Below are 21,241 nucleotides of genomic sequence, written 5' to 3'. Positions count from 1 at the left end.
ATTGATCTGCTCGGCCGTGTTCGTCTGTGCTAGGAACTTATTTTGTTCTGGGCATCTTAAGACCAAACGCACTAGGTGTGCTTTGGGAAGCGAATGGTTTCAACACTAGATCGACGGTTCTCTGGCTCATTAGACGAATGGACCTATCGAACGCTGGTGCGGCGAAAACAATTGCAGCCAATGCCGTCATAAGCAAGCAGACCCCGACAGCGACAAGATTGCCGCTCTTGTGAAGAATAACTGGCATGAGCGGTGTCACCGCCAGAACCAAGAAACCATGTAAAGCGAATACCGCTAAGCTGCGCCTGCCAAGAGTGGCCAACGCCCCACGAGTGTTTGGCACCAGTGACAAGAAGGTAAATACGATGACCATAGCTAAGATCATCAATCCTGCACGAATCAGGACTCCGGTACCGTCTTCGACTTTCAAGCGATCGAAAGAAAAACTGCCGTAGAGCCAGCCTGGACGAATCTCTCGGGCAAAGAGATATGCCCAAGCCCCAAAGGCCACGGCAATGCCAACAATCTTCGCTGTTTTCGGCAAACGGTAGGCAGTTCGAAGTATTGACTGCCCGTACGTAGCACCAATGACGAAGAAGGGCAGGAATACTAAAGTCCTCGATAGCGTCAGATCGTAACCGATGGACTCGAATGTTCCAGTGAAGCTCGGAATGATTAACGAGGCCACGACGGAGGTTTTCGGGAATTTGTGGATCAGGGGCATCAACAGTTGCCACCAGCACATGGCAAGCAGGAACCACAAAATCCAGAATGGAATGAGCAACGAAAATGTCTTGTTCAGGCCAATCAAATGTACTTCCATGAAGTAAAGGCTCTGAAACAACACCAGCATGACCACAAAAGTACCAATCCGTCTTGGCAATTGTGTCGGCTTGGAGGTGATACCGGCGAGAAAGACAAATGCTGGCATGTGAAACAAGTAAATAGCCGTCAGTGGCAGTCTGGTTGAGCGTGCTTCCCATCCCGCTGTGGCTTCGAGGAAGTGTCCGAGTACAACCAGAATAATGAGGATGCCTTTAGCTGCATCCATTCGGTGATCTCGTGTTCTAGTTGGAATTTCAGGCACCGGAAAAGGCTACCAGCAACTATCGCGTGCTCAAGAAAGCAAGTGCTCCTGTCCAGACGCTATTCATTTCGCTGACTTTGGGCAAGACTGGAACCATGGTCAGTGAAAACAGTTCCAAGTTTGACGACCGTAGCCACGCCGGAGCCGCGTTGGGCATGAAGCTGGCCACGACCTTGCCCGCTGGCGAGTACACGGTGCTGGGGCTATTGCGCGGCGGCGTTCCTATCGCGTACGAAGTAGCCCAGGCATTGGGCGCTCGCTTGGGTGTCTTGGCGGTGCGAAAGCTCGGAGTGCCCAATAATCCGGAACTGGCCTTCGGCGCCATCGCACAGTACTCCGCCGTCGGCGGCCGCTACCTCAATGCCGAGGTGCACCGGCGGGCTTTGCAGTATTTTGGGCCGGAGGAGCTGGCCTCGGTGGAAAATGGAACCCATGCCGATCTGCTGGCCCTGGCCCACGCGTTCAGGGCCTATGCACCGGACTTGGCGGGACAATCCGTGATTCTCTGCGACGACGGCATCGCCACCGGGGCAACGATGAAAGCCTCGCTGGAACTCGTCGCCCAGCTGCATCCCGAATCCATCATCGTCGCGTCCCCGGTGATTGCCCCGGAAACCCTCACCGAACTGGCTCCGCTGGCCGACGGGCTGGTTGAGCTGCTCAAGCCGCACCGGTTTGGAGCTGTTGGTGCGTTCTACAAGGACTTCAGCCAGGTCGATCAAGACAACGTTCTCAAGCTGCTGGGTGCCGGTTCTTGAAAGCAGTACAGCAAACGGCCAGCAACTTTCGCCGTTGCTGGCCGTTGTGCTTTGCACCCTTTATCCGAAGAACTGATTCAGCGTACTGACCTGAAGCGGAATGCCGCTCCCAGGGCCGTGATGCTGACGATGGACAGGACAGCGAGATAGTATCCCGGCGCCACCGGCTGTCCCGTGGTTTCAATCAGGAATGCGCAGATCATCGGGGTGAACCCGCCAAAGACTGCCACTGCCGCGTTGTAGCTGAATGACAGGCCCGTGGCCCGGACCGGGCCGGTAAACACGTCGGCCATAACCGAAGGCAGCGCCCCGAAGTACAGGGCCTTGAGCAGTCCAAGAATCGTCATCACCACGGCCAGGACCAGGAAGCTCTTTCCTGCGATGAGCCAGAGGAACAGCGGAATCGTCAACAGGACAATCCCGATGACTGCCGGGATCATGATTTTCAAGCGGCCGTACCGGTCCGACAGGTGGCCGACGATTGGAGTCGCGAAGGTGAGGATCACGCCAGAAATAATCAATGATGAAAATGATACGGACGGATTCATGCCCAGTTGCTTGATACCGAAAGTCGGCATGTATTGCAGGACGAAGTTCAACGCAGTCGAGATGGCCAGGGCACCACCGGCAATCAGCACCGAAACCTTATGCGACCGGAATAGCTGCTGCACCGGCGCATGGTTGTGCTTTGTGCCGTCCTGTGCCTGCTGGTTGTCGGCCTTTTCAATCGGTGCTTCGTCAACATGCCGGCGGATCCACCATCCGGCGGGACCTACCAGCAGTCCGACGAAGAACGGAATGCGCCATGCCCAGTCGTTCATTTGTTCTGTAGTGAAGACGCTGGTCAGGATGACGACCGTGATTGCAGCCATCAGCGCGCCAAGACCTTGGCTGGCAAATTGGAAACTTCCCAAGAAGCCCTTGCGCCCCTTGTTTTGGGCCAGCAGGTACGAGGTTGCTGCTCCGAATTCGCCGCCGGCCGAGAAACCCTGAACCAGCCGGCCAACGATCAGCCCCAGCGGAGCGAGCAGCCCGATAGTTCCGTAACCAGGCATGAAAGCGATGATTGCGGTGCCCAATACCATCAGCCTGATGGTGAGGATCAGGCCTTTTTTCATTCCCTTGCGGTCTGCGTAGGAGCCGAGCACCAAGCCACCCAGCGGCCGGATCAGGTACGAGATCCCGAAGACGGCAAACGCCTGGATTACTTCCACGGCCGCATTGTCCGAGGGGAAGAAATTATGCCCGATGTAGATGGCCAGCAGCGCATAAATGGACATGTCGTACCATTCCAGCGCATTGCCAATGGTGGCCGCCGCAATGCCTCGTGCCGCGGACTGGCGTGCCGGCGCGGGAACTTCCGAGACCAAATCTTGTTGTTGCTTGTCCATGCTGGTTCCTATATCTTTCCACTGGCCAGCGCGCTTGCGCTGGGCACGTCTTGGCGCGTTCCCAGATCGTGGAACAGGCCGCACATCATTTGCAGTCCTTCGCGCAGGACCGATTCCAGCGCATGTTCGTTGGGGCCGTGCTGCTGGCACCCAGGGTAGGAATGCGGAATCCAGAGGGTCGGCAACCCCAGCGTGGATTCGAAAACGGCGTTGGGAAGCGAGCCGCCAATATTCGGCAGGATCGTGGTGGGCTGGCCGGTGGTTTCTTCCAGGGAATTGCTTGCCCATTGCACCCACGGATTCTCCGGTTCAATGCGGCTTGCCGGAAAACATTGGCCCATGCTCAATTGCACCATCGAGTACCCGGCGTCATCCAAGGCCTGGCGAATGGCCGATTCGATCTTGCCGGTGTTTGTTCCGACGACAAACCGCAGCTGCAGAACTGCCCGTGCTTGTCCAGGTATCGCATTCACCGGCACCTGGACATCAGCCGAGTTCATCGCCAGGACTTCCAGGGTGTTCCACCCGTAGAGCCGCTCGGCGGCGCTCAGGCTGGTATCCGCCCAGCCTGCCGCCACTTCTGGATCCTGTTTTCCCTGCCCGACATGAACCGGCGCCAATACCTCGCGCACGGAGTCCGGCAGGCTCTCCGGCAGCAATTCAGGGACCCTGATGCGTCCGTGGCCATCTACGAGCGTTCCAATCGCGCCGGCCAGTGTCGTCGCGGGATTGCGCAGCAATCCGCCCCAGTTTCCCGAATGGTATCCGCCTTGGCGCAGGGGAACGTTCAGCTCAAAGGTCGCCCCGCCGCGTGCTCCGAGGAAGATGGTGGGCTTATCCGCGCTCTGCCGCGGACCATCCGAGGCAATGAAGACATCCGCCTCCAGCGGTTCGCGATGCGCCGCGGCATATTCATCCAGCTGGGGCGATCCGATTTCCTCCCCGGCCTCGAAGAGGAAGGTGATGTTGAATCCCAGGGATCCTTGTTCTGCCAAGATCAGCTCGATGGCTTTCAGGTTCACCAGATGCTGGCCCTTGTTATCGGCGGCGCCGCGCCCATACCAGCGGTCCCCCTCAGCACGCAGCTCAAAGGGATCCCGCCCCGCGTCCCACTGTCCGGCTTGCCCGTCGACCACATCCGCATGCCCGTAGCACAGCACCGTCGGGTACTGCTGTGCCTCGATGCGCGTGGCGACCAGAAAGGAATTTCCTGAACCCTGCCAATTCAGATCCGTAGTCACTGAGAAGCCCATGGCTTCGAATCGTTCACGGAGGACATCGTCGAGATATGCGTTGACAGCAACGCTTTGCGCGGGGTCGCTGCTCACCGTCGGCCGCGCTACCAGCTGTGAAAGTTCATTGAACAACTCCCCAGAGTCGGCGAAATGCTCCGCTTTTTCCAATAGCTCTTGTCTCGTCGCCACGGTTTCTCCTCCAGGATTTTCTGTACTGGAGATCACATTACGAGACCGGGAGGGGCTTGAACCAGTGCCGTTTCGAGCACTAGGTTTGACTTGAAGGCAAACCTACAGGGAACGAGAGCTCAGCACTATGCAAACGCTACCCACCGCACTGCGCTATTTCCATGAGGTGGCAACCACCGGGTCGATCTCCGAGGCAGCTGAAACCCAGCACGTTTCCCCGTCGGCGATTAGCCGGCAAATCAGCCAGCTAGAACGGCAGATAGGCTCTCCGGTGTTTCGCCGGCATGCGCGCGGCATGGAACTCACTGATGCAGGAGTACTTTTGCTCACCCATACGCGTAGAGTCCAGGCAGAAGGCGAGCAGCTTCTCCAGGACCTCGGCCAAATCTCCAGCGGCATCTCACGGAGCATCAAAGTCGTCAGCTCCGAAGGGCTGGCCGCCTCGGTCACCCCGAGGGCGATCGCCGCATTCTGCAAGCTCCACCCGCAAGTGTCGGTGCACCTGACGGTGCTTCCATCAGCTGACGCGGCTCGCCAGATCGTCGAGGGGACCGCGGATATAGCGACGGTCTTCACCCTGGGTTTGCAACGAGATGTGCAAGTCGAGTACTCCCGCCCCGCTCCGGCCTTTGCGGTCCTTGCCACAGGTCATCCGCTGGCGGGCAAATCCCAGATCTCGCTGGAGGAGCTATGCCGCTATCCCCTGTCAATGACCGCCAAGGGCATTACCCAGCGCGAGCTGTTCGACATTGCGATGTCCATGGCAGGGTTGACCCCGAACATTGCGTTGACGACGGACCATATCAACCCGGCGATGGAATTCGCGCGCTCGGGCGCGGGAGTGACGCTCTTGAGCCAATTCGCGCGGGACAGCGCGTTGAGCGAGGGATTGGAATTCATCCGCATTGACCATCCAGCTTTCGCCGAGCGCACGGCGCAGATTCTGACCATGCCCCGCCGCCGCCAGCCCGCCTTGGTCACGGCTCTGATCCAGCACATCACCGATGTCATGAAGAGCAGCTAGCCGGCACGGGCAGCAGGCGGGAACCTACTGGGTATCCTTCAGCAGGGCCACGTCGGAAACAAGCTCGATGTGCTCCTGCATCGCCTCGGCTGCCGCCTGCGGGTCTCCGGCGGCAATGGCCTCAGTGATTTTCCGGTGCGATTCCAAGGACCGTTCCGGGCGCCCCGGCTGCCCCAGGGATTCCAGGCGCGTTTCGAGCACCATTTCAGCGATGAATGCCATCAATTTCTGCAGGACCGACGATTTCGCCGCCCCGGTAATGGCCTCGTGGAAAAGCTCGTCGCCCTTTTCGCCGCGGTCTCCGGCCGCAATCTCCTGAGCCATCACTTCCAGCGCGTGGTTAATGCGCTTGAGGTCATCGTCGGTGCGCCGCTCTGCGGCGAGCGACGCCAATTTCACTTCCAGGGTGCTGCGCGCTTCAACAATATCCGGAAGCCGGTTCTTGTGTTCATGCAGCTCCCGCAAGACAGTCGCGACTGTGGGACGGTACACCAAGACGGCACCGGTTCCGTGCTTGACGTCTATAACGCCCAAAACCTCCAGCGCGACCAGCGCCTGCGCCAAGGTAGCCCGGGAAACGCCCAGCTGGTCCGCTAGTTCCCGTTCGGCCGGCAGATGGTCCCCGGGACCCAGCCGCTCTTCTTCCACGAAGGCCAAGATCTGCTGCATGAGCTGTTCATAGAGCCTGGGGCGTTGCACCTTGGCAAAAGCCCTGGGCTTCTTGATTTCAGCCACGTTCACTCCTTCTGATGTGTCCTAGATCAAACTTACACCGAAATTTTGCTTGACAAGACACTCTGAGTCTAGGAGGCTAGGCCAGTGAGCCAGTGACTCCTGTCACACAAAAATCCACTCGCTTTGCGGCCTTCACGAAAAGGATATTCCCCATGTCTGTCGCGCTAGTCTCCATCATCATCTTGGCGGCGATGTTCATCATCGCCACGATGTTCCCCATCAATATGGGGGCCTTGGCCTTTGTCGGAGCATTCCTGCTCGGCGCCGTCTTCCTTGGGATGGACACCAAGGACATCCTCGCCAGCTTCCCCGGCGGGCTCTTCCTCACCCTCGTGGGTGTCACCTATCTCTTTGCCATAGCGCAAAATAACGGCACCATCGACATCCTCGTCGACAAGGCCGTCAAATTGGTCGATAGCCGGATCTCGTTGATCCCCTGGGTCATGTTCGCCATCACCGCAGCCATCACCGCCATTGGCGCACTGGGCCCGGCAGCGGTCGCAATCATCGCGCCCATCGGCCTGAACTTCGCACAGCGCTACAAGATCAACCCGCTGATGATGGGCATGCTCATCGTTCACGGCGCCCAGGCTGGCGGCTTCTCCCCCATCGCGGTCTACGGCGTCATCGTCAACGGGCTCATTGAAAAAGCCGGATTCGATTTCAGCCCCACCGCGCTATTCCTCACCAGCTTCATCTTCAACCTGGTCATCGCCATCGTCTTGTTCCTGGTCCTGGGCGGACGCCAACTAGCTGGCCAGCGTGCCGGTGCCATCGCCGAACGAGTTGCCGAAGCACGGCTGAAGGTTTCTGCCGGCGCCCACGCCGCAGATGTCGATTTCAAGGGCAGCGGCTCGGGCACCTACGGTCCCCGCGATCCCGCCGGCGACGGCGCCGCTCCGAAGGCACCAGGACAGCGTTTTGGCCAGATCATGACCATCATCGGCCTGATCGCACTGGCCGTCATCGCACTGGGCTTCAAGGTCGATGTTGGATTCGTATCAATCACCATCGCCGTGTTCCTCGCACTGGTGAACCCCGCTGGGCAAAAGGGCGCCGTCAACAAGATCAGCTGGTCCACCGTGCTGCTGATCTGCGGCATGCTCACCTTTGTCGGGGTACTGGAAGAAGCAGGAACGATCGAATATGTTTCCAACGGCGTTGCCAACCTTGGCGCACCGCTGCTGGCGGGCCTGCTGATCTGCTACATCGGCGCCGTGGTCTCCGCCTTCGCTTCATCCACCGCCATCTTGGCCGCGCTGATCCCGCTGGCCATCCCGTTCCTGAACACCGGCTCCATCAGCGCCACCGGCCTGATCTGTGCCTTGGCCATCGCCTCCACCGTCGTGGACGTCTCGCCCTTCTCCACCAACGGCGCGCTGGTTCTTGCCAATGCTCCCGAAGGCACGGACAAGGAGCGCTTCTACAAGCAGGTCCTGGGCTACGGCGGCATCGTCGTTCTGGCCGGACCGGTTGTGGCGTGGGCGCTGCTGGTGCTGCCCGGCTGGCTGTAGACGATCATCCCCACTACTGAGCTGAATAATTCGAGGAGGATCCATTGAGTTCCCTGACTGCCGAAAATACGACAATCCACGGCACCGCCACCGGACCGCTGAGCGGCTACGTGGTACTAGACCTCACCCGCGCACTGGCCGGTCCCCATGCCGGAATGATGATGGGCGATCTCGGGGCCAAGGTCATCAAGATCGAAACCGTTGGCACCGGAGATGACACCCGAGGCTGGGGTCCGCCCTTTGTCGGCCCGGAAGACAACCGCCAGGCCACCTATTTCCTGTCCTGCAACCGCAATAAGCTCTCCCTGTCGCTGAATCTGAAAGATCAGGAACACAAGGAGAAGCTGGTGGAGCTCATCAAGAACAGCGACGTCCTGATGGAGAACTTCCGCACCGGCGTGCTGGACCGGCTGGGCTTCAGTGTCCAGGTTCTGCACGAGCTCAACCCCCGGCTGGTCATCCTGTCCATCACCGGATTCGGGCATGACGGGCCCGAAGCCCATCGCAGCGGCTACGACCAGATCTTGCAGGGCGAAGCCGGCCTGATGTCCATCACCGGTTCAGGCCCGGAGGATCCGCAGAAAGTCGGAGTGCCCATCGCTGACCTGCTCTCCGGCATGTACGGTGCCTATGGCGCGCTGGCAGCCCTGCTGGAGCGGGAGAGCACCGGGCGCGGCCAGGTCGTGCGCACCTCGCTGCTGGCATCGATCGTTGGGGTGCATGCTTTCCAGGGGACGCGTGCCACCGTGGCCGGGCAAAACCCCAAGGCCATCGGCAACCACCACCCCTCGATTGCCCCCTACGGCCTGTACGGCTGCAAGGATTCCAAGGTGCAGATCAGCATCGGCAGTGAAAAGCTCTGGCAGAATTTTGCCAGCGCCTTTGGCCTGCCCGCAGATGACCCGCGCTTTGCCAGCAACTCCGTCCGCGTGGAGAACCGCCCGGCACTCAATAAGCTGATCGAACAGGCATTCTCCAGCCGCACTGCAGAGGAACTGCTCGGCGCCCTTGATGCCGCGGGAATCCCTTCGGGCAAGGTGCGCACCATCGAAGAGGTCTACGAATGGGACCAGGTGAAATCCCAAGGCCTGATCGTCGAGGTGGACCATGAGGTATTGGGCAAGATCAACCTGCCTGGCCCGCCGCTGCGCTTCTTCGATCCAGCCACCAACAGCGAAACCACGCGCACCGCGCACAGTGCCCCGCCGGTGCTCAACGCCAACGCCCAGGAAATCGAACAGTGGCTGGCCTCCCGAAAGGAGGACGCCTCATGAGCACCACCGCCCTGCGCATTGATTCGGCCACGCTGCTGGATATCGTCCTGGACCAGGGCTCCTACGAGTCCTGGGACCAGGCTCCTCAGCAGCCAAAGCTCAGCGCCCAGTACGCCGCGGACCTGGAAGCGGCCGCCGCCAAGAGCGGTGCCGATGAAGCAGTCATCACCGGCAAAGGCCGAATCCATGGGCGCGAGGTCGCGGTCATCGTTTCGGAGTTCAATTTCCTGGCAGGTTCCATTGGCCAGGCAGCGGCACAGCGCATTGTGGCGGCGATTCAGCGCGCCACTGCCGAAAAGCTGCCGCTGCTGGCAGGTCCTGCCTCTGGCGGCACCCGCATGCAAGAGGGAACTCTCGCGTTTTTGGGCATGGTGTCCATTACCGATGCGGTGCGCCGGCACAAGGAGGCGGGACTTCCCTACCTTGTCTACCTGCGCCACCCAACGACCGGCGGGGTCATGGCTTCCTGGGGGTCATTGGGCCATATCACCGTGGCCGAGCCCGGCGCGCTGCTGGGCTTCCTGGGCCCGCGCGTCTATGAAGCGCTGTATGGCCAGAAGTTCCCGGACGGGGTGCAGATTTCAGAGAATCTTTTCCGCAAGGGACTGATTGACGCGGTGGTTCCGCCCCAGGAGCTGCCGAGCCTGATCGACCGCGCCCTCTCCGTCTTGCTGCCGGCATCAACCGGTGGCCGATTCCCGGCTCCGGCCGGCCGGCCCTATGTGCGCGAGGCCAAGGACGTGTGGGATTCGGTGCAGCTAAGCCGCAACCCGCGCCGTCCCGATACCCGCATGCTGCTGGCCTCGGCCGATGAGGCAATGCCCCTGAACGGCACCGGCCAAGGCGAAAAGGACCCGGGGCTGATCCTGGCCTTGGCACGCTTTGGCGATCAAGCCTGCGTGGTGCTGGGACAGCAGCGCCCGCGCCATCCGGAGACGGCCAGCCTGGGGCCGGCATCATTGCGTGAAGCCCGCCGTGGCATGCAATTGGCCCAGGAGCTCAAGCTTCCCCTGGTCACCATCATCGACACCACCGGCGCCGAGCTGTCGGTGCAGTCGGAAGAAGGAGGACTGGCCGGGGAAATCGCACGCTCGCTCAGTGAGCTGATCGGCTTGCGCTCCCCTTCGGTCTCGGTGCTGCTGGGACAGGGCACTGGAGGCGCCGCGTTGGCGCTGCTTCCTGCGGATCGGACGCTGGCGGCTGAAAATTCCTGGCTCTCGCCCCTGCCGCCGGAAGGCGCCAGCGCCATTATCCATCGCAGCACCGACCGGGCTGCCGAGATGGCCCGCCAGCAAAAGATCGGGGTGCCGGATTTGTGCAGCTTTGGGCTGGTTGACCATGTGGTGGAGGAACAAGTCGATGCTGCCAGCCGCCCTCGAGAGTTCTGCCAGGAGCTGGGCGCCGCGATCGCGGCAGAAATCTCGCTGGCCCGGGCCATCCCGGATGCTCATCGGCTCGCTCGACGGCAACTGAAGTTCCAGAGCCTGGGCGAAGCCGCCGACTAGGATGTACCAGCGATTCAGAGGTTCGGACCCCGCAGGGTTCGAACCTCTGAATCCTTCTGTGCTTGAATGCGCACTAGACTTAACCGCATGACTGCAACGCTCGTGGCCAAAGACCTCACTGGTGGCCACGCCCACCGAACCCTGTTTTCCAACTTGAGCTTCACCGCGACAACTTCGGATGTTTACGGTGTGGTGGGAGCCAACGGCGCAGGAAAATCCACGTTGCTGTCGCTGCTTGCCAAGGCCGCCACCGCGCAGTCCGGCACGGTGGACACTGCCCCGGACTCGGCCTTCATTGGCTGGTTGCCGCAGGAGCATGAACGCATCCCCGGAGAAACGATCGCAGCCTACTTGGCTCGCCGCACCGGATGCGCGCAGGCCACGGCCCGGATGGAAGAGACCGCCCAGGATCTGGGCAGCGAGAAGCCGGGCGCCGACGACGCCTATTCAACGGCATTTGACCACTGGATGGCCTCGGGTGCCATGGACCTGGACGATCGAATCCCTGAAGTCCTCGCGAAACTGGGCTTCACCCTGCCGGTCGAAACAGCAATGACCGCCCTGTCGGGTGGACAAGTCGCCCGCGTCGCCCTGGCGGCGCTGCTGCTCTCGCGCTTCGACATCGTGCTGCTCGATGAGCCAACCAACGACCTTGATCTTGCAGGACTGGAACTGCTCGAAGAGTTCATCAACGCCTTGCGCGCCCCGGTCATCCTGGTATCCCATGACCGCGAGTTCCTGGCCCGCTGCACCACCGGCATTATCGAACTCGATCTGGCCCAGAATTGCGTCGCCGTCTACGAGGGCGGCTATGACGCGTACCTGGCAGAGCGGGCCATCAACCGCACCCATGCCCGGGAAGCCTACGAGCAGTTTGAAAACCAGAAGGCAGATCTGGTCTCCCGTGCCCGCACCCAGCGCGAATGGTCGTCCCAAGGCGTGCGCAACGCGATGCGCAAGTCACCGGACAATGACAAGATCCGCCGTCGAGCCAACAGCGAGTCCTCCGAAAAACAGGCCGCCAAGGTCCGGCAGATGGAATCCCGCATCGCGCGCCTGGAGGAAGTGGCCGAGCCGCGCAAGGAATGGGTCCTGCAGTTTTCCATCGCCGCCGCGCCGCGCGGCTCATCGGTGATGTGCACCTTGAACGAGGCGGGGCTGCAACAAGGAGAATTCACCTTTGGCCCGGTGTCCGTGCAGGTTAATGCAGCTGACCGGATCGGCATCACCGGGCCTAACGGCGCCGGAAAATCCACGCTGCTCAAGCTCCTGCTCGGCAAGCAGTCCCCCGATCAGGGCACGGTTTCCCTGGGAAGCTCGGTGAGCATCGGGGAAATCGACCAGGCTCGCACCCAGCTTCCCGGCGACCTTCCCCTGGGCCAGGCGTTCGAGAATGCTGTGCCTGAATATTCCTCGGCCGAGGTGCGCACCCTCTTGGCGAAGTTCGGGCTGAAAGCCGACCAATCAACTGCACTGGTCGACTCCTTGTCTCCAGGTGAACGTACCCGCGCGTCCATGGCCTTGCTCCAGGCACGCGGCGTGAACCTGCTGGTTCTCGATGAACCGACCAACCACCTTGATGTTCCGGCCATCGAGCAGCTGGAAGAAGCGCTGGAAGCCTACGAAGGCGCGCTGTTGCTGGTGACCCACGATCGCCGGCTGCTGCAGAATGTCCGCTTGACGACCCGCTGGGAAATTTCCAACGGGCAGCTCACCGTCCACTACTGATCCGCCGGTAAAACTGTGTATTTTTAGGGCTGGTTCACAGTCGCATACCGTACGCTTAAAGCATAGGAGCCGAGACTTTCAGTTCTTTCGACTGAGATGTCGCCCGCTACAACAGCCAAGGATACGACTTGAGTAGCAGTTCCGTTCTTCAGCCCCCCGCACCTTCAGCCAAGCCCGGGGATCCCCAAAGCTTTTTCCATGTAAAGAAGCTCGTTCAAGAAGCCGGGCTTTCCGGACGTCGACGGGCACATTACCTGGGCCTGGGATCTGTGCTGATCATCCTTCTGGGCTCAGCTGTTGCCGGCTCGATCTTGCTGGGCCACAGCTGGTACCAATTGCTCATTGCCGCGGCTTTGGGCATCCTGCTCACCCAGTTCGCTTTCCTGGCCCATGAAGCCGCCCACCGGCAGATCCTGTCCTCGGGCAAGACCAATGACAAGCTGGGCCGGTTCCTGGCCAATGTCGTGGTTGGAATCAGCTACCAGTGGTGGATGAACAAGCACAATAAGCACCATGCAACGCCCAACACCATCGGCAAGGATCCTGATATCGAATGGGACACCATCTCATTCCAGCCTGCTGATGCCCAGCGGCAGCGCGGAGTGCTCAAATGGATCACCGAGCGCCAGGGCTACCTCTTCTTCCCGCTGCTGACGCTGGAGGGCTTGAACCTGCATATCCAGTCAATCCGCTACCTCTTCACCGCGAACCGCACCAAGCGGCGCAAGCGCGAAATGCTGGCCATCGCCTTGCGTGTGGGACTCTATGTTGCCTTGATATTCGTTTTCCTGCCGACCGGAATGGCTTTTGCCTTCATCGGAGTGCAGCTGGCAGTCTTCGGCATTTACATGGGCGCTTCGTTCGCGCCGAATCACAAGGGCATGCCGATGGTTCCGGGCGATGCCCGCATCGACTTCTTCTCCCGCCAGGTCCTCACCAGCCGCAATATCATGGCACGCTCCGCCTGGGGCAACCGGGTGCTCTCGCACCTGTTCGGCGGCCTGAACTACCAGGTTGAGCACCACCTGTTCCCGTCGATGCCGCGCGCCAATCTGGCAGCTGTATCGGCCATTGTTCGCCAGTACTGCGCAGAGCACCAGATCCCCTACACCGTGGCTAGCATTCGCGAATCCTACGCCCAGGTCATCACCTACCTGAACAAGGTCGGCCTCTCGGCGCGAGATCCCTTCGATTGCCCGATGATTTCCGGTTACCGCGTCAGCTCATAGCCCGCACGGGAACCAAAGAGAAAAGAGCTGGGAATTCTTGCCACCCATGGCGAGGATTCCCAGCTCTTTTCCGCTTAGGCCACAAGCGGCCAGCCTGCTTTCTCCAGCAACTTGCTAGCTGCTCGCCAGGACTTCAGGGCTGGGAATCCACCGGCTGGCTTGGTTCCTTGGGGCCTACTACGTCGATCGCTCCGGTGACGGTGTGCTGCGTGCCGGTGGCGACGGGAACATACTCTTCGCGGGTTGCGGCCGGCATCTTTGCATGTCCGTGGCGCATGTCCGCCACTGCCACCAGCAGCGTGGCTACAACCAGGAATGCAATGGCCACAAAGGAAATCTGCATCGCCACCGAATACCCTGCCACATGGTTGAGCCCGTAGAACACCGCCGTGATCACTGCGATGCCCACTGCCGTGCCGACGCGCTGCGAGGTCTGCATCAGTCCCCCGGCGCTGCCGGAATTGGCTACCGGCACTTCCATCAGGGTCAATGCCTGGTTCGGGGAAATGATGAAGCCCTGGGCAATGCCGATAAAGGCCAAGGAAAGCAGCATCCACCAAACGTTGAGATTGAGCCGGTCTTCAAAGTACACGACAGCAATGGTGGCCAGCAGGCCGAACAACGCGCTAAGCGTTCCGCCAATGACCAGCTTGCGTCCCAAGGTCGTGGCGTAGCGGCCTGCGACATGCGAGCTGAAAGCCGAGAGCAGCGCTGCCGGGAGGCAAATCAAGCCCGCTTCGAGGGCGCTGAAGCCTTGGGATTCCTGAACGTAGATGGCCACGAGCACCCATACGCTGGAGACGCCCATGAAGTACAGGCCAGCGATCAGCGTGCCGTTGGTGAAGCTGCGAATTCTGAAGAGCGCCAATTCAACCATCGGCTCCCTGCCGCGTTCCTTGTACCGCTTCTCCCACCAGATCCACACCGCCAGCAGGATCAGCGCCGCTGCCAAAAGCCACCATAGTGCCGGGTTCTCGCGGCCTTGGACGAAGGGAAGCAGCAAGGCAAAAATGCTCAGTGCCAGAACAATTCCTCCGACCGGGTCCAGATCCAGCTTGCCTGCAGGCTTGGTGAATAGGGGCTTTGGAAGCCACAGCACGGCCAGGACGATGGCCAAAATGCCAACGGGCACGTTGATCAGGAATGTTGAACGCCAGCCTGCATCGGCACCAAGCCAATTGATCAGCAACCCGCCGAGCACCGGGCCCACAGCAACCGAGAAGCCGACCACAGTGCCCAGCAGCCCATAGGCACGGCCACGAGCCGCGCCACGGAAGTGCTGCTGAATCATCCCCATGACCTGTGGGTTGAGGAAACCGGAACCGATGCCCATGATGAAGCGCGCGATGTTCAGCAGCATCGGGTCCGCTGCCAGGCCGGCCAGGATGCTGGCCACCGTGAATATGGCTACGCCTGCGACGAACATGACACCGCGGCCCAGCAAGTCTCCGGCACGCCCTGCAGCTACAAGGACCACGCCAAAGGTCAGCGCATAGCCAGCCAAGACCCACTGCATGTCGGCTTCGCTCGCATGCAGTGTTGAGCCAATGGAGGGCAGCACTACATTCACGATGCTGACCGAGACCAGGGACATGAACATGGCGGCCAGCAAGACGCCGAGCAGTCGCCAGCGGGCACCTGCAGATAATTCGCCAGGCTCTTTTGCTGCTTCGGACTTGCTTACTGGCATGGGGGCATCTCTCCGCATAGATTCGGCCGCAGGTCAGTTGCGGCACTGTCCGATTCAGCGCTGCCGGGTCGCGAATTATTCCCTGACGGGGTACTTTTCAGTCTTGGCCGTCCCGGTTTTGGCTATTGAGCTGCAGCAGCCGCTCCATCGCGAGCACCCGCAGCTCGATGACCTCCTCGAACAGCTCGTCGCTATTTTGTTCCGGAAGTTCAAGAGCTTGTTGCGCGTAGGGTGCAGGGACTTCCGGATAGAATTCAAGCCATTGCCTGGGCACCGGATGGCTGAAAAAGTCGGGACAATCCGGCTGGCGCCGATCGTAGAAATAATCAATATGCAACACGAATCCAAGGACGTCCCGTTCCAGCGCGCGCACCATTCCCGTTGCCTGCTTCAGCGTCAGCCCCATTTCGACGTAGAACTTCAACACGCGTTCAACCAGCTCGGTCCGTCGTGGACCCGGGATTACGTGTGTTTTCTCGTCCATGCTCAGCTGCGAAGCCCGCGGATACGCGCGGTAAGCCGATCTAGTGGCAAGATAGGCGTCCCGCACCCCGTCTTTCCAGTGGATGCAGTCGAATTCGAGTGTCGGGCTGATGGCCAGGAACTGCTGCAGGGCAAGGCCGATGACTTCTTCGCGGTCTGACACGTAGTTGTACAGGGCGCGCGGGGTTACCCCGAATTCGGTGGCCAACCGGTGCATGGTCAGGGCGCCATAGCCCTCGGAGCCAACGATCTCCAAGGCTTTTTGCCCGAGCAGCTCTTTGCTCAGGCTGATAAACTCTGAGTCCTTGCGGGGGCGCCCGCGTCCGCGCTTCGCGGATGGCGCGGGGGAAATTTCCTTATTATCGGCCATGTCACGAGATTATACGCAAGACCAGAGTAATTCAGCCTTGTTCGCGCAATCCGTTTAGAACAAGGCGAGAAGCTTCCGCGCACGCTCATGCCACATGCCCGCGGCAACAGCCAAATGGGCGAGCGCGAAGGACAATCCGCCAGCTAGCCACGGCCACAGCAGCACGGCGTTGTATGTGCTTGGCAGCGCCGCGATAAAACCTGCCGCCATCACCAGCAGCCCTGCGGCGACCAGGGCAATATGCGCTGCTTTCCACCGGGTAGGGAGCAAGCCAGCAAGTACCACCAGCACAGCGGCAGGCGCCAGCACCAGCCACTGCGGACCGGCAAAGCTTGCCATCCCCTGGTACGTGGCCAAGCCGATGCAGGCAACGAGCAGGACCGCCGCGGCCACCAGCCAGCCCGGTCCCGGACGGGCCATCGAACCGCGCATCATCAGCATCGGCGTGAAAACCTGGGCCCACAACAGCAGTGTGACCGGGATGAAGTACATTGGCAGGATTCCGCCGCCGAGGCACACCGCGCTCATGGCAACGGCCCCGAGGATTTGGAAGATCTGTCCTAGCGCGCCGTTGAGCCACAACGGCAGCAGGCTGAAAATCACCGGGATGAAGGCAAGCCAGATCAGCTGGCTGCCTATGGCTTCTTCGAGATCCGCAAGCCAGCCTTGGCCCGGTGACAAGAACTGGTCCAGGCCCTGGGTTCCAATGAGTGCTTGCTGCGGGGGCGCAAAAAGCACCACGATGACTGTCAGCAGCGCTAGCGCAAAAATGGGCCATGCCAGGATCCTGGTCAGGAAGTGCTTGCCGCTTCGAACTTCCAGGTCTTCAGGCTCGGTGCGTTCAAATTTGCGTGCTCTGGCTGCCGGCTCGCCCAGCATGCTGATGAGTTCGCGCTTGCGGCGTCCCCTGTCCGGCAGGCGGTGGATCTCTTCCCTTGTCTGTTCGAGGACTTGCTTTCGTTCCTGTTCCGAGAGGAAATCCAAGGCTCGGCGCAGCTGCTCCAAATAATTACGGGCAGCCCGCGGCAGGTAAGACTTCATGCCTTTTACTTTACGTGTTCTTTGCTGGCAAAGGGCGCAGCACTGCGGTGCACCCTCGTGAGGTGCCCCGCTGTGCTGCGCCCTATGAATTCCTGCCAGCTACTTTCCCGCACCGGCGGTCAGCCCGCCGACAATGTACTTCTGCAGGAACAGGAACAATGCCATCACCGGCAGCGCTGCCAGTACCGCGCCCGCGGCGAAAACGGACCAGTTGGAGGTGAACTCCTCTGACACATAGGAATACAATCCCACGGCCAGTGTCTGGTTTTCAGGAGAAACCAGCACAACAGAAGCCAGGACAAAGTCGCTGGTGCTGGAGATGAAGGACAGCAGGCCGACCACGGCAAGAATCGGCGCCACCAGCCTGAGGATCATCGTGAAGAAAATGCGTGCGTGCCCAGCGCCATCAATCTTGGCTGCTTCGTCGATTTCCACGGGAATCGTGTTGAAGAAGCCATACATCAGGTAGGTGTTCACTCCCAGGGCGCCGCCAAGATACACCATGATCAAGGCGATCTGGTTGTCGATTCCCAAGGCAGGGAAAACATCACCAAGCGAGGTGAGCAGGATGAAGATCGCGACCACGGCGAGCAGCTGGGGGAAGATCTGCACAATCAGCAAGCTGACCAGTCCCACGCGGCGTCCGGTGAATCTCATGCGCGAAAAACTGTAGGCTGCCAAGGCGCCGAGGAAGACCGAGGCCGCTGCCGTGGTCAGCCCGATGAACAGGGTATTGGCAAACCATGCCGCATAAGGACGCTGTTGATTCTGGAAAAGATCAATGTAGCTTTGCAGGCCGATAGTGGAGAAGAATCCATTGGAGGAAAGCAGGGTGCCATTGGGGTTCAGGGAAGCCGAGAGCACATAGAGCAGCGGGAAGGCCGAGTAGATGCACAGCGCCACGCCGATGAGGTGGCGCCATCCGGTAGTGGCGAACCACTTCCCGAAAGTACGCCGCGCTGGGGCCGGGGCCTGGCGCAGCTCCGCAGTGATTGGCCTCGTTGAGGTTTCGGTACTCATTAGTTCAACTCCTCCAGTGCCTTGGTCTGCTTAAAGCTGATGATCGAGATGATCGCGACGATTACGAAGATGATGATGGAGAACGCGCTGGCCAAGCCGTAATCGCGCTGGGAACCGACGAAGGCTACCTTGTAGACCATCGAAATCAGGATGTCAGTGGCACCCACGTTCAGTCCGGCATCCTCAAGGCGCGGTCCGCCTTCGGTGAGCATGTAGATCACGTTGAAGTTGTTGAAATTGAAGGCGAAGGAGCTGATCAGCAACGGTGCCACGGAAACCAGCAGCAAGGGGAGCTTGATCAGGCGGAAGATCTGGAACGGCTTCGCCCCATCGATGGTCGCCGCTTCCGAGAGCTCCTGCGGGATCGACTGCAATGCACCGGTGCATACCAGGAACATGTACGGGAAGCCCAGCCACAGGTTGACCCAGAGTACTGAGAACTTGGCCAGCCATGGGTCGGTCAGCCATGGAATGCCGGCGCCCCCGAAGAGCACTTGGTTCACGAAGCCGAAGTCCCGGTTGAGCATGCCGGCCCAGACCAAGCCGCCGAGGAATGCGGGGAAGGCATAGGGAAGGATTGAAATGACGCGATAGATCTTGCGGCCCTTCATACGCATGTCGTTAAAGACGATGGCCAGGAAAAGCCCGAGGAAGAAGGTGGAAGCCACGGACAGGAACGCGAAAGCGAAAGTCCATACGGAGACCGAGAACAAGGCGCCCCTGATGGAAGAATCCGTGAACGCGCGGGTGAAGTTGTCAAAACCTACGTTGATGGACCAGCCGGGCATCAGCTGTGTTCCGTCTTCAGCGGTAAATGCGCCGACGCCGGTGTCCTTGTAGACCAGTCCGGTAGCCTGATCGGTCATGCTGTCTGCTGCTTCGTCGTATTTCAGCGATGAGGTGTACTGGTAGGCGGTGCGGCCGTCGCTGGTGCGCAGCGTGCCATCTGCCGGGTCATCGCTGACCGGCACCTTCAACGAGGTGACTTCTTGCTGCCGGCCGAGCAGGTCCGCAAAGGTCAGTTCGGTGTAGTCCCCCAGGGTTGCTGGATCTGCTGGCGCCAGGGCATCGTTTTCATCGCCGATGAGCTGCTGGCCTTCGCGCTCGATGAGCATGGCCAGTCCATCATCGCCGCTGTAGACCTTGACCGGATAGCCAGGTGAGCCTTCAACTCGTTCCTGATTGGATTGCAACAGTGCCGAGATGGCATCGGCCTTGTCGGAGTTGTGGCCCGAACCGTAGTTGGTGAAGGCGATGTAGCCGGTGTATCCAATGACAAAAACTTGGAAGATCAGCAAGAAGATGGTGCCGGGCAACAAGTATTTGGCCGGGAGCCATCCCTTCTTGAAGTAGACGACGTTGATCAGCACGGTGATCACGGCAATGACGGTGGCAATGAACCATGCTTCGCGTCCCAGCGCCGTGAAGAGCGCAAAGACCGCGGTGGCGTCCACGATCGCGATGAGAATGATCTTGGCCAGGATGGAGCCGAGGCTCGTGCCTGATGCGTTGGCGAAACGTTGTGCAGCCGGCGACAGCTTGCGTTTCGATTCGTCGTTGCGACGTGTCGGTGCCTCTGGGGCAGTCTTAGTCATCTTCCAGATGTCCCTGTCAGTAAAGTTCAGTTAGTGCTGGCCTGGTCAGGCGGCTGGAGCCGGCATGGTGCTGCGCCGGCTCCAGCTTGAGTGGTGCTTGCAGGCAGGCCTACTTGCTGATGGCCTTTTCGATATCCTCGGTCATCTGCTTCCAGCGCTTGGCCGGGTCGGCCTTGCCGGTAATGATTTCCGCCTCGGCTACACCCCAGAATTCCCAGACTGCTGCCATCTCCGGGATGTTGGGCATTGGCACGCCATCGGCGCCAACCTCGCCGAAGGAGGCAATCATCTCGTCGGACTTGGCTGCTTCGAAGGCGGCCTTGTTAGCTGGCGGACGGTTGCCCACCTCGTAGAGGTCGGTCTGGACTTCCTCGGTGCCGATGTAGTTGGTCAGGAATTCGGTAGCTGCCAACAAGTTCTCGGTCTTGGAAGAAACGAAGAATCCCTGCACTGCGACAAAAGGCTGGGCTTCTTCGCCACCGGCCGTCGGAATCGGGTCAATGGCCAGGTTCATCTTGGCCTTTTCAGCTGCTTCCACATTCCATGGACCGGTCAGGAAGAATGGCGAATCGCCGGAGACGAACTTCTCTTTGGCGATGTCCGCATCAATACTGGTTTTCAGCGTTCCAGCTTTGCCTTGCTCGGCCAGCCACTTTGCGAATTCCACGCCGCCTTCATTGCCGATCTGCAGGTCGGCCGGGTCGTAGGCCCCGGTGTCATCGGTGCCGAATACCGGTGCGCCGAATGAGGTCTGGAATGGGTAGGCGTGGAACGGGTCGCCCACATCGGTGACCTGGACCAGGAACGGGAATTCCGTGCCGGCTTCCTTGCCTGCTTCAATCATGTCGTCAAAGGTCTCGGGCGCTTCATCCACCAGATCCGCATTGCGCAGCAGTGCCAGGTTTTCGGTGGCATACGGGACACCGTAGGTGCTGCCCTCGTAGCTCATTGCGTTGATGGAGACATCCTGGAATTCCGAGGCCTTGTCCCCCAGCTCAACTGGCTGGACCACGCCGTTGTTCACAAGATTTCCCAGCCAGTCGTGCGCGCCAATGGTGATATCTGGCCCCTTGCCGGTGGGCACCTGGCGCAGGAAATCTTCTTGGATCTTGGAGAAGTCCTTGATGACCAGGTCGACCTTGACGCCGGACTGCTTTTCGAAGTCAGCCGCGGCTTCCTTCAGCACTGGCTCGCGGTTTGCGTCAACCCAAACAGTCAGGGAACCACCTGAAGCGGCAGCTGGCGAGGACTGCTCGGCTGCTGGGCTGGAGGAGGTTTCGGATGATCCGGATGCGCCGCAGGCGGTGAGCGACAGGGCTGCAATAGCCGTGAGTGCTCCGCCAAGAAGCCAGGGGCGTGTGTTCACCTTCATG

The 21,241-nt window shown here is 60.2% G+C and carries 17 protein-coding genes; 7 read left to right on the top strand and 10 right to left on the bottom strand.

Annotation, left to right across the window (positions count from 1 at the left end; translation table 11 throughout):
* Positions 1-37: 37 nt before the first annotated feature.
* Positions 38-1,087: an acyltransferase family protein gene (locus H6F58_RS10650; RefSeq protein WP_171919975.1), complete on the bottom strand. Its 1,050-nt coding sequence runs from the start codon at positions 1,085-1,087 to the stop codon at positions 38-40.
* Positions 1,088-1,113: 26 nt separating this feature from the next.
* Between H6F58_RS10650 and H6F58_RS10645 the strand changes: the two genes are divergently transcribed.
* Positions 1,114-1,845 (top strand): phosphoribosyltransferase family protein, encoded by a 732-nt coding sequence (locus H6F58_RS10645; protein WP_146274914.1) that lies wholly within the window; start codon positions 1,114-1,116, stop codon positions 1,843-1,845.
* Between the two features lie 77 nt (positions 1,846-1,922).
* Here the strand turns inward: H6F58_RS10645 and H6F58_RS10640 are convergent, their stop codons facing one another.
* Positions 1,923-3,236 carry an MFS transporter gene (locus H6F58_RS10640; protein WP_195181730.1) on the bottom strand — a complete coding sequence of 438 codons (1,314 nt, stop codon included), beginning with the start codon at positions 3,234-3,236 and terminating at the stop codon, positions 1,923-1,925.
* A gap of 8 nt (positions 3,237-3,244) precedes the next feature.
* Positions 3,245-4,660 (bottom strand): M20 family metallopeptidase, encoded by a 1,416-nt coding sequence (locus H6F58_RS10635; protein ID WP_171919973.1) that lies wholly within the window; start codon positions 4,658-4,660, stop codon positions 3,245-3,247.
* Positions 4,661-4,787: 127 nt separating this feature from the next.
* On the opposite strand from H6F58_RS10635, the gene H6F58_RS10630 reads away from it, so the two are divergent.
* A complete protein-coding gene (locus tag H6F58_RS10630; RefSeq protein ID WP_146274911.1) occupies positions 4,788-5,684 on the top strand; it encodes a LysR family transcriptional regulator in 897 nt (298 codons plus the stop codon).
* 24 nt (positions 5,685-5,708) lie between these two features.
* Here H6F58_RS10630 and H6F58_RS10625 read toward each other — a convergent pair whose 3' ends face one another.
* A complete protein-coding gene (locus H6F58_RS10625) occupies positions 5,709-6,410 on the bottom strand; it encodes a FadR/GntR family transcriptional regulator (protein ID WP_309245091.1) in 702 nt (233 codons plus the stop codon).
* Positions 6,411-6,571: 161 nt separating this feature from the next.
* Here H6F58_RS10625 and H6F58_RS10620 point away from each other — a divergent pair, with 161 nt between their 5' ends.
* From H6F58_RS10620 to H6F58_RS10600, 5 genes are all read left to right on the top strand, one after another.
* A complete protein-coding gene (locus tag H6F58_RS10620; protein WP_146274910.1) occupies positions 6,572-7,933 on the top strand; it encodes an SLC13 family permease in 1,362 nt (453 codons plus the stop codon).
* Positions 7,934-7,977: 44 nt separating this feature from the next.
* The gene (locus H6F58_RS10615; RefSeq protein WP_244652535.1) at positions 7,978-9,207 is read left to right on the top strand and encodes a CoA transferase; all 1,230 of its coding nucleotides are present in this window, start codon (positions 7,978-7,980) and stop codon (positions 9,205-9,207) included.
* On the top strand, positions 9,204-10,712 hold the full coding sequence (locus H6F58_RS10610) for a carboxyl transferase domain-containing protein (protein ID WP_195181729.1): 1,509 nt from the start codon (positions 9,204-9,206) through the stop codon (positions 10,710-10,712). Before H6F58_RS10615 ends, H6F58_RS10610 begins: the two co-directional genes overlap by 4 nt.
* Positions 10,713-10,799: 87 nt before the next feature.
* On the top strand, positions 10,800-12,440 hold the full coding sequence (locus H6F58_RS10605; RefSeq protein ID WP_195181728.1) for an ABC-F family ATP-binding cassette domain-containing protein: 1,641 nt from the start codon (positions 10,800-10,802) through the stop codon (positions 12,438-12,440).
* Positions 12,441-12,568: 128 nt separating this feature from the next.
* Positions 12,569-13,669, top strand: a complete 1,101-nt coding sequence (locus tag H6F58_RS10600; RefSeq protein WP_195181727.1) for an acyl-CoA desaturase — start codon at positions 12,569-12,571, stop codon at positions 13,667-13,669.
* Between the two features lie 133 nt (positions 13,670-13,802).
* On the opposite strand, the gene H6F58_RS10595 is transcribed toward H6F58_RS10600, so the two are convergent.
* The 6 genes from H6F58_RS10595 to H6F58_RS10570 form a co-directional block, all read right to left on the bottom strand.
* Positions 13,803-15,359: an MFS transporter gene (locus tag H6F58_RS10595; protein ID WP_146274907.1), complete on the bottom strand. Its 1,557-nt coding sequence runs from the start codon at positions 15,357-15,359 to the stop codon at positions 13,803-13,805.
* A 97-nt stretch (positions 15,360-15,456) separates the two neighbouring features.
* Complete coding sequence (locus H6F58_RS10590; RefSeq protein ID WP_146274906.1) at positions 15,457-16,212, bottom strand: TetR/AcrR family transcriptional regulator C-terminal domain-containing protein; 756 nt, start codon at positions 16,210-16,212, stop codon at positions 15,457-15,459.
* Between the two features lie 54 nt (positions 16,213-16,266).
* Positions 16,267-17,253, bottom strand: a complete 987-nt coding sequence (locus H6F58_RS10585) for a hypothetical protein (RefSeq protein WP_146274905.1) — start codon at positions 17,251-17,253, stop codon at positions 16,267-16,269.
* A gap of 99 nt (positions 17,254-17,352) precedes the next feature.
* The gene (locus H6F58_RS10580; protein WP_195181726.1) at positions 17,353-18,273 is read right to left on the bottom strand and encodes a sugar ABC transporter permease; all 921 of its coding nucleotides are present in this window, start codon (positions 18,271-18,273) and stop codon (positions 17,353-17,355) included.
* On the bottom strand, positions 18,273-19,868 hold the full coding sequence (locus H6F58_RS10575; protein ID WP_060701328.1) for an ABC transporter permease subunit: 1,596 nt from the start codon (positions 19,866-19,868) through the stop codon (positions 18,273-18,275). Before H6F58_RS10575 ends, H6F58_RS10580 begins: the two co-directional genes overlap by 1 nt.
* 109 nt (positions 19,869-19,977) lie before the next feature.
* Positions 19,978-21,240 (bottom strand): maltose ABC transporter substrate-binding protein, encoded by a 1,263-nt coding sequence (locus tag H6F58_RS10570; RefSeq protein ID WP_195181725.1) that lies wholly within the window; start codon positions 21,238-21,240, stop codon positions 19,978-19,980.
* Position 21,241 lies beyond the last annotated feature (1 nt).

The sequence above is a fragment of the Glutamicibacter sp. FBE19 genome (assembly GCF_015524875.1).
Taxonomy (GTDB): domain Bacteria; phylum Actinomycetota; class Actinomycetes; order Actinomycetales; family Micrococcaceae; genus Glutamicibacter; species Glutamicibacter halophytocola.
This window is presented reverse-complemented; position numbering and strand designations above follow the sequence as displayed.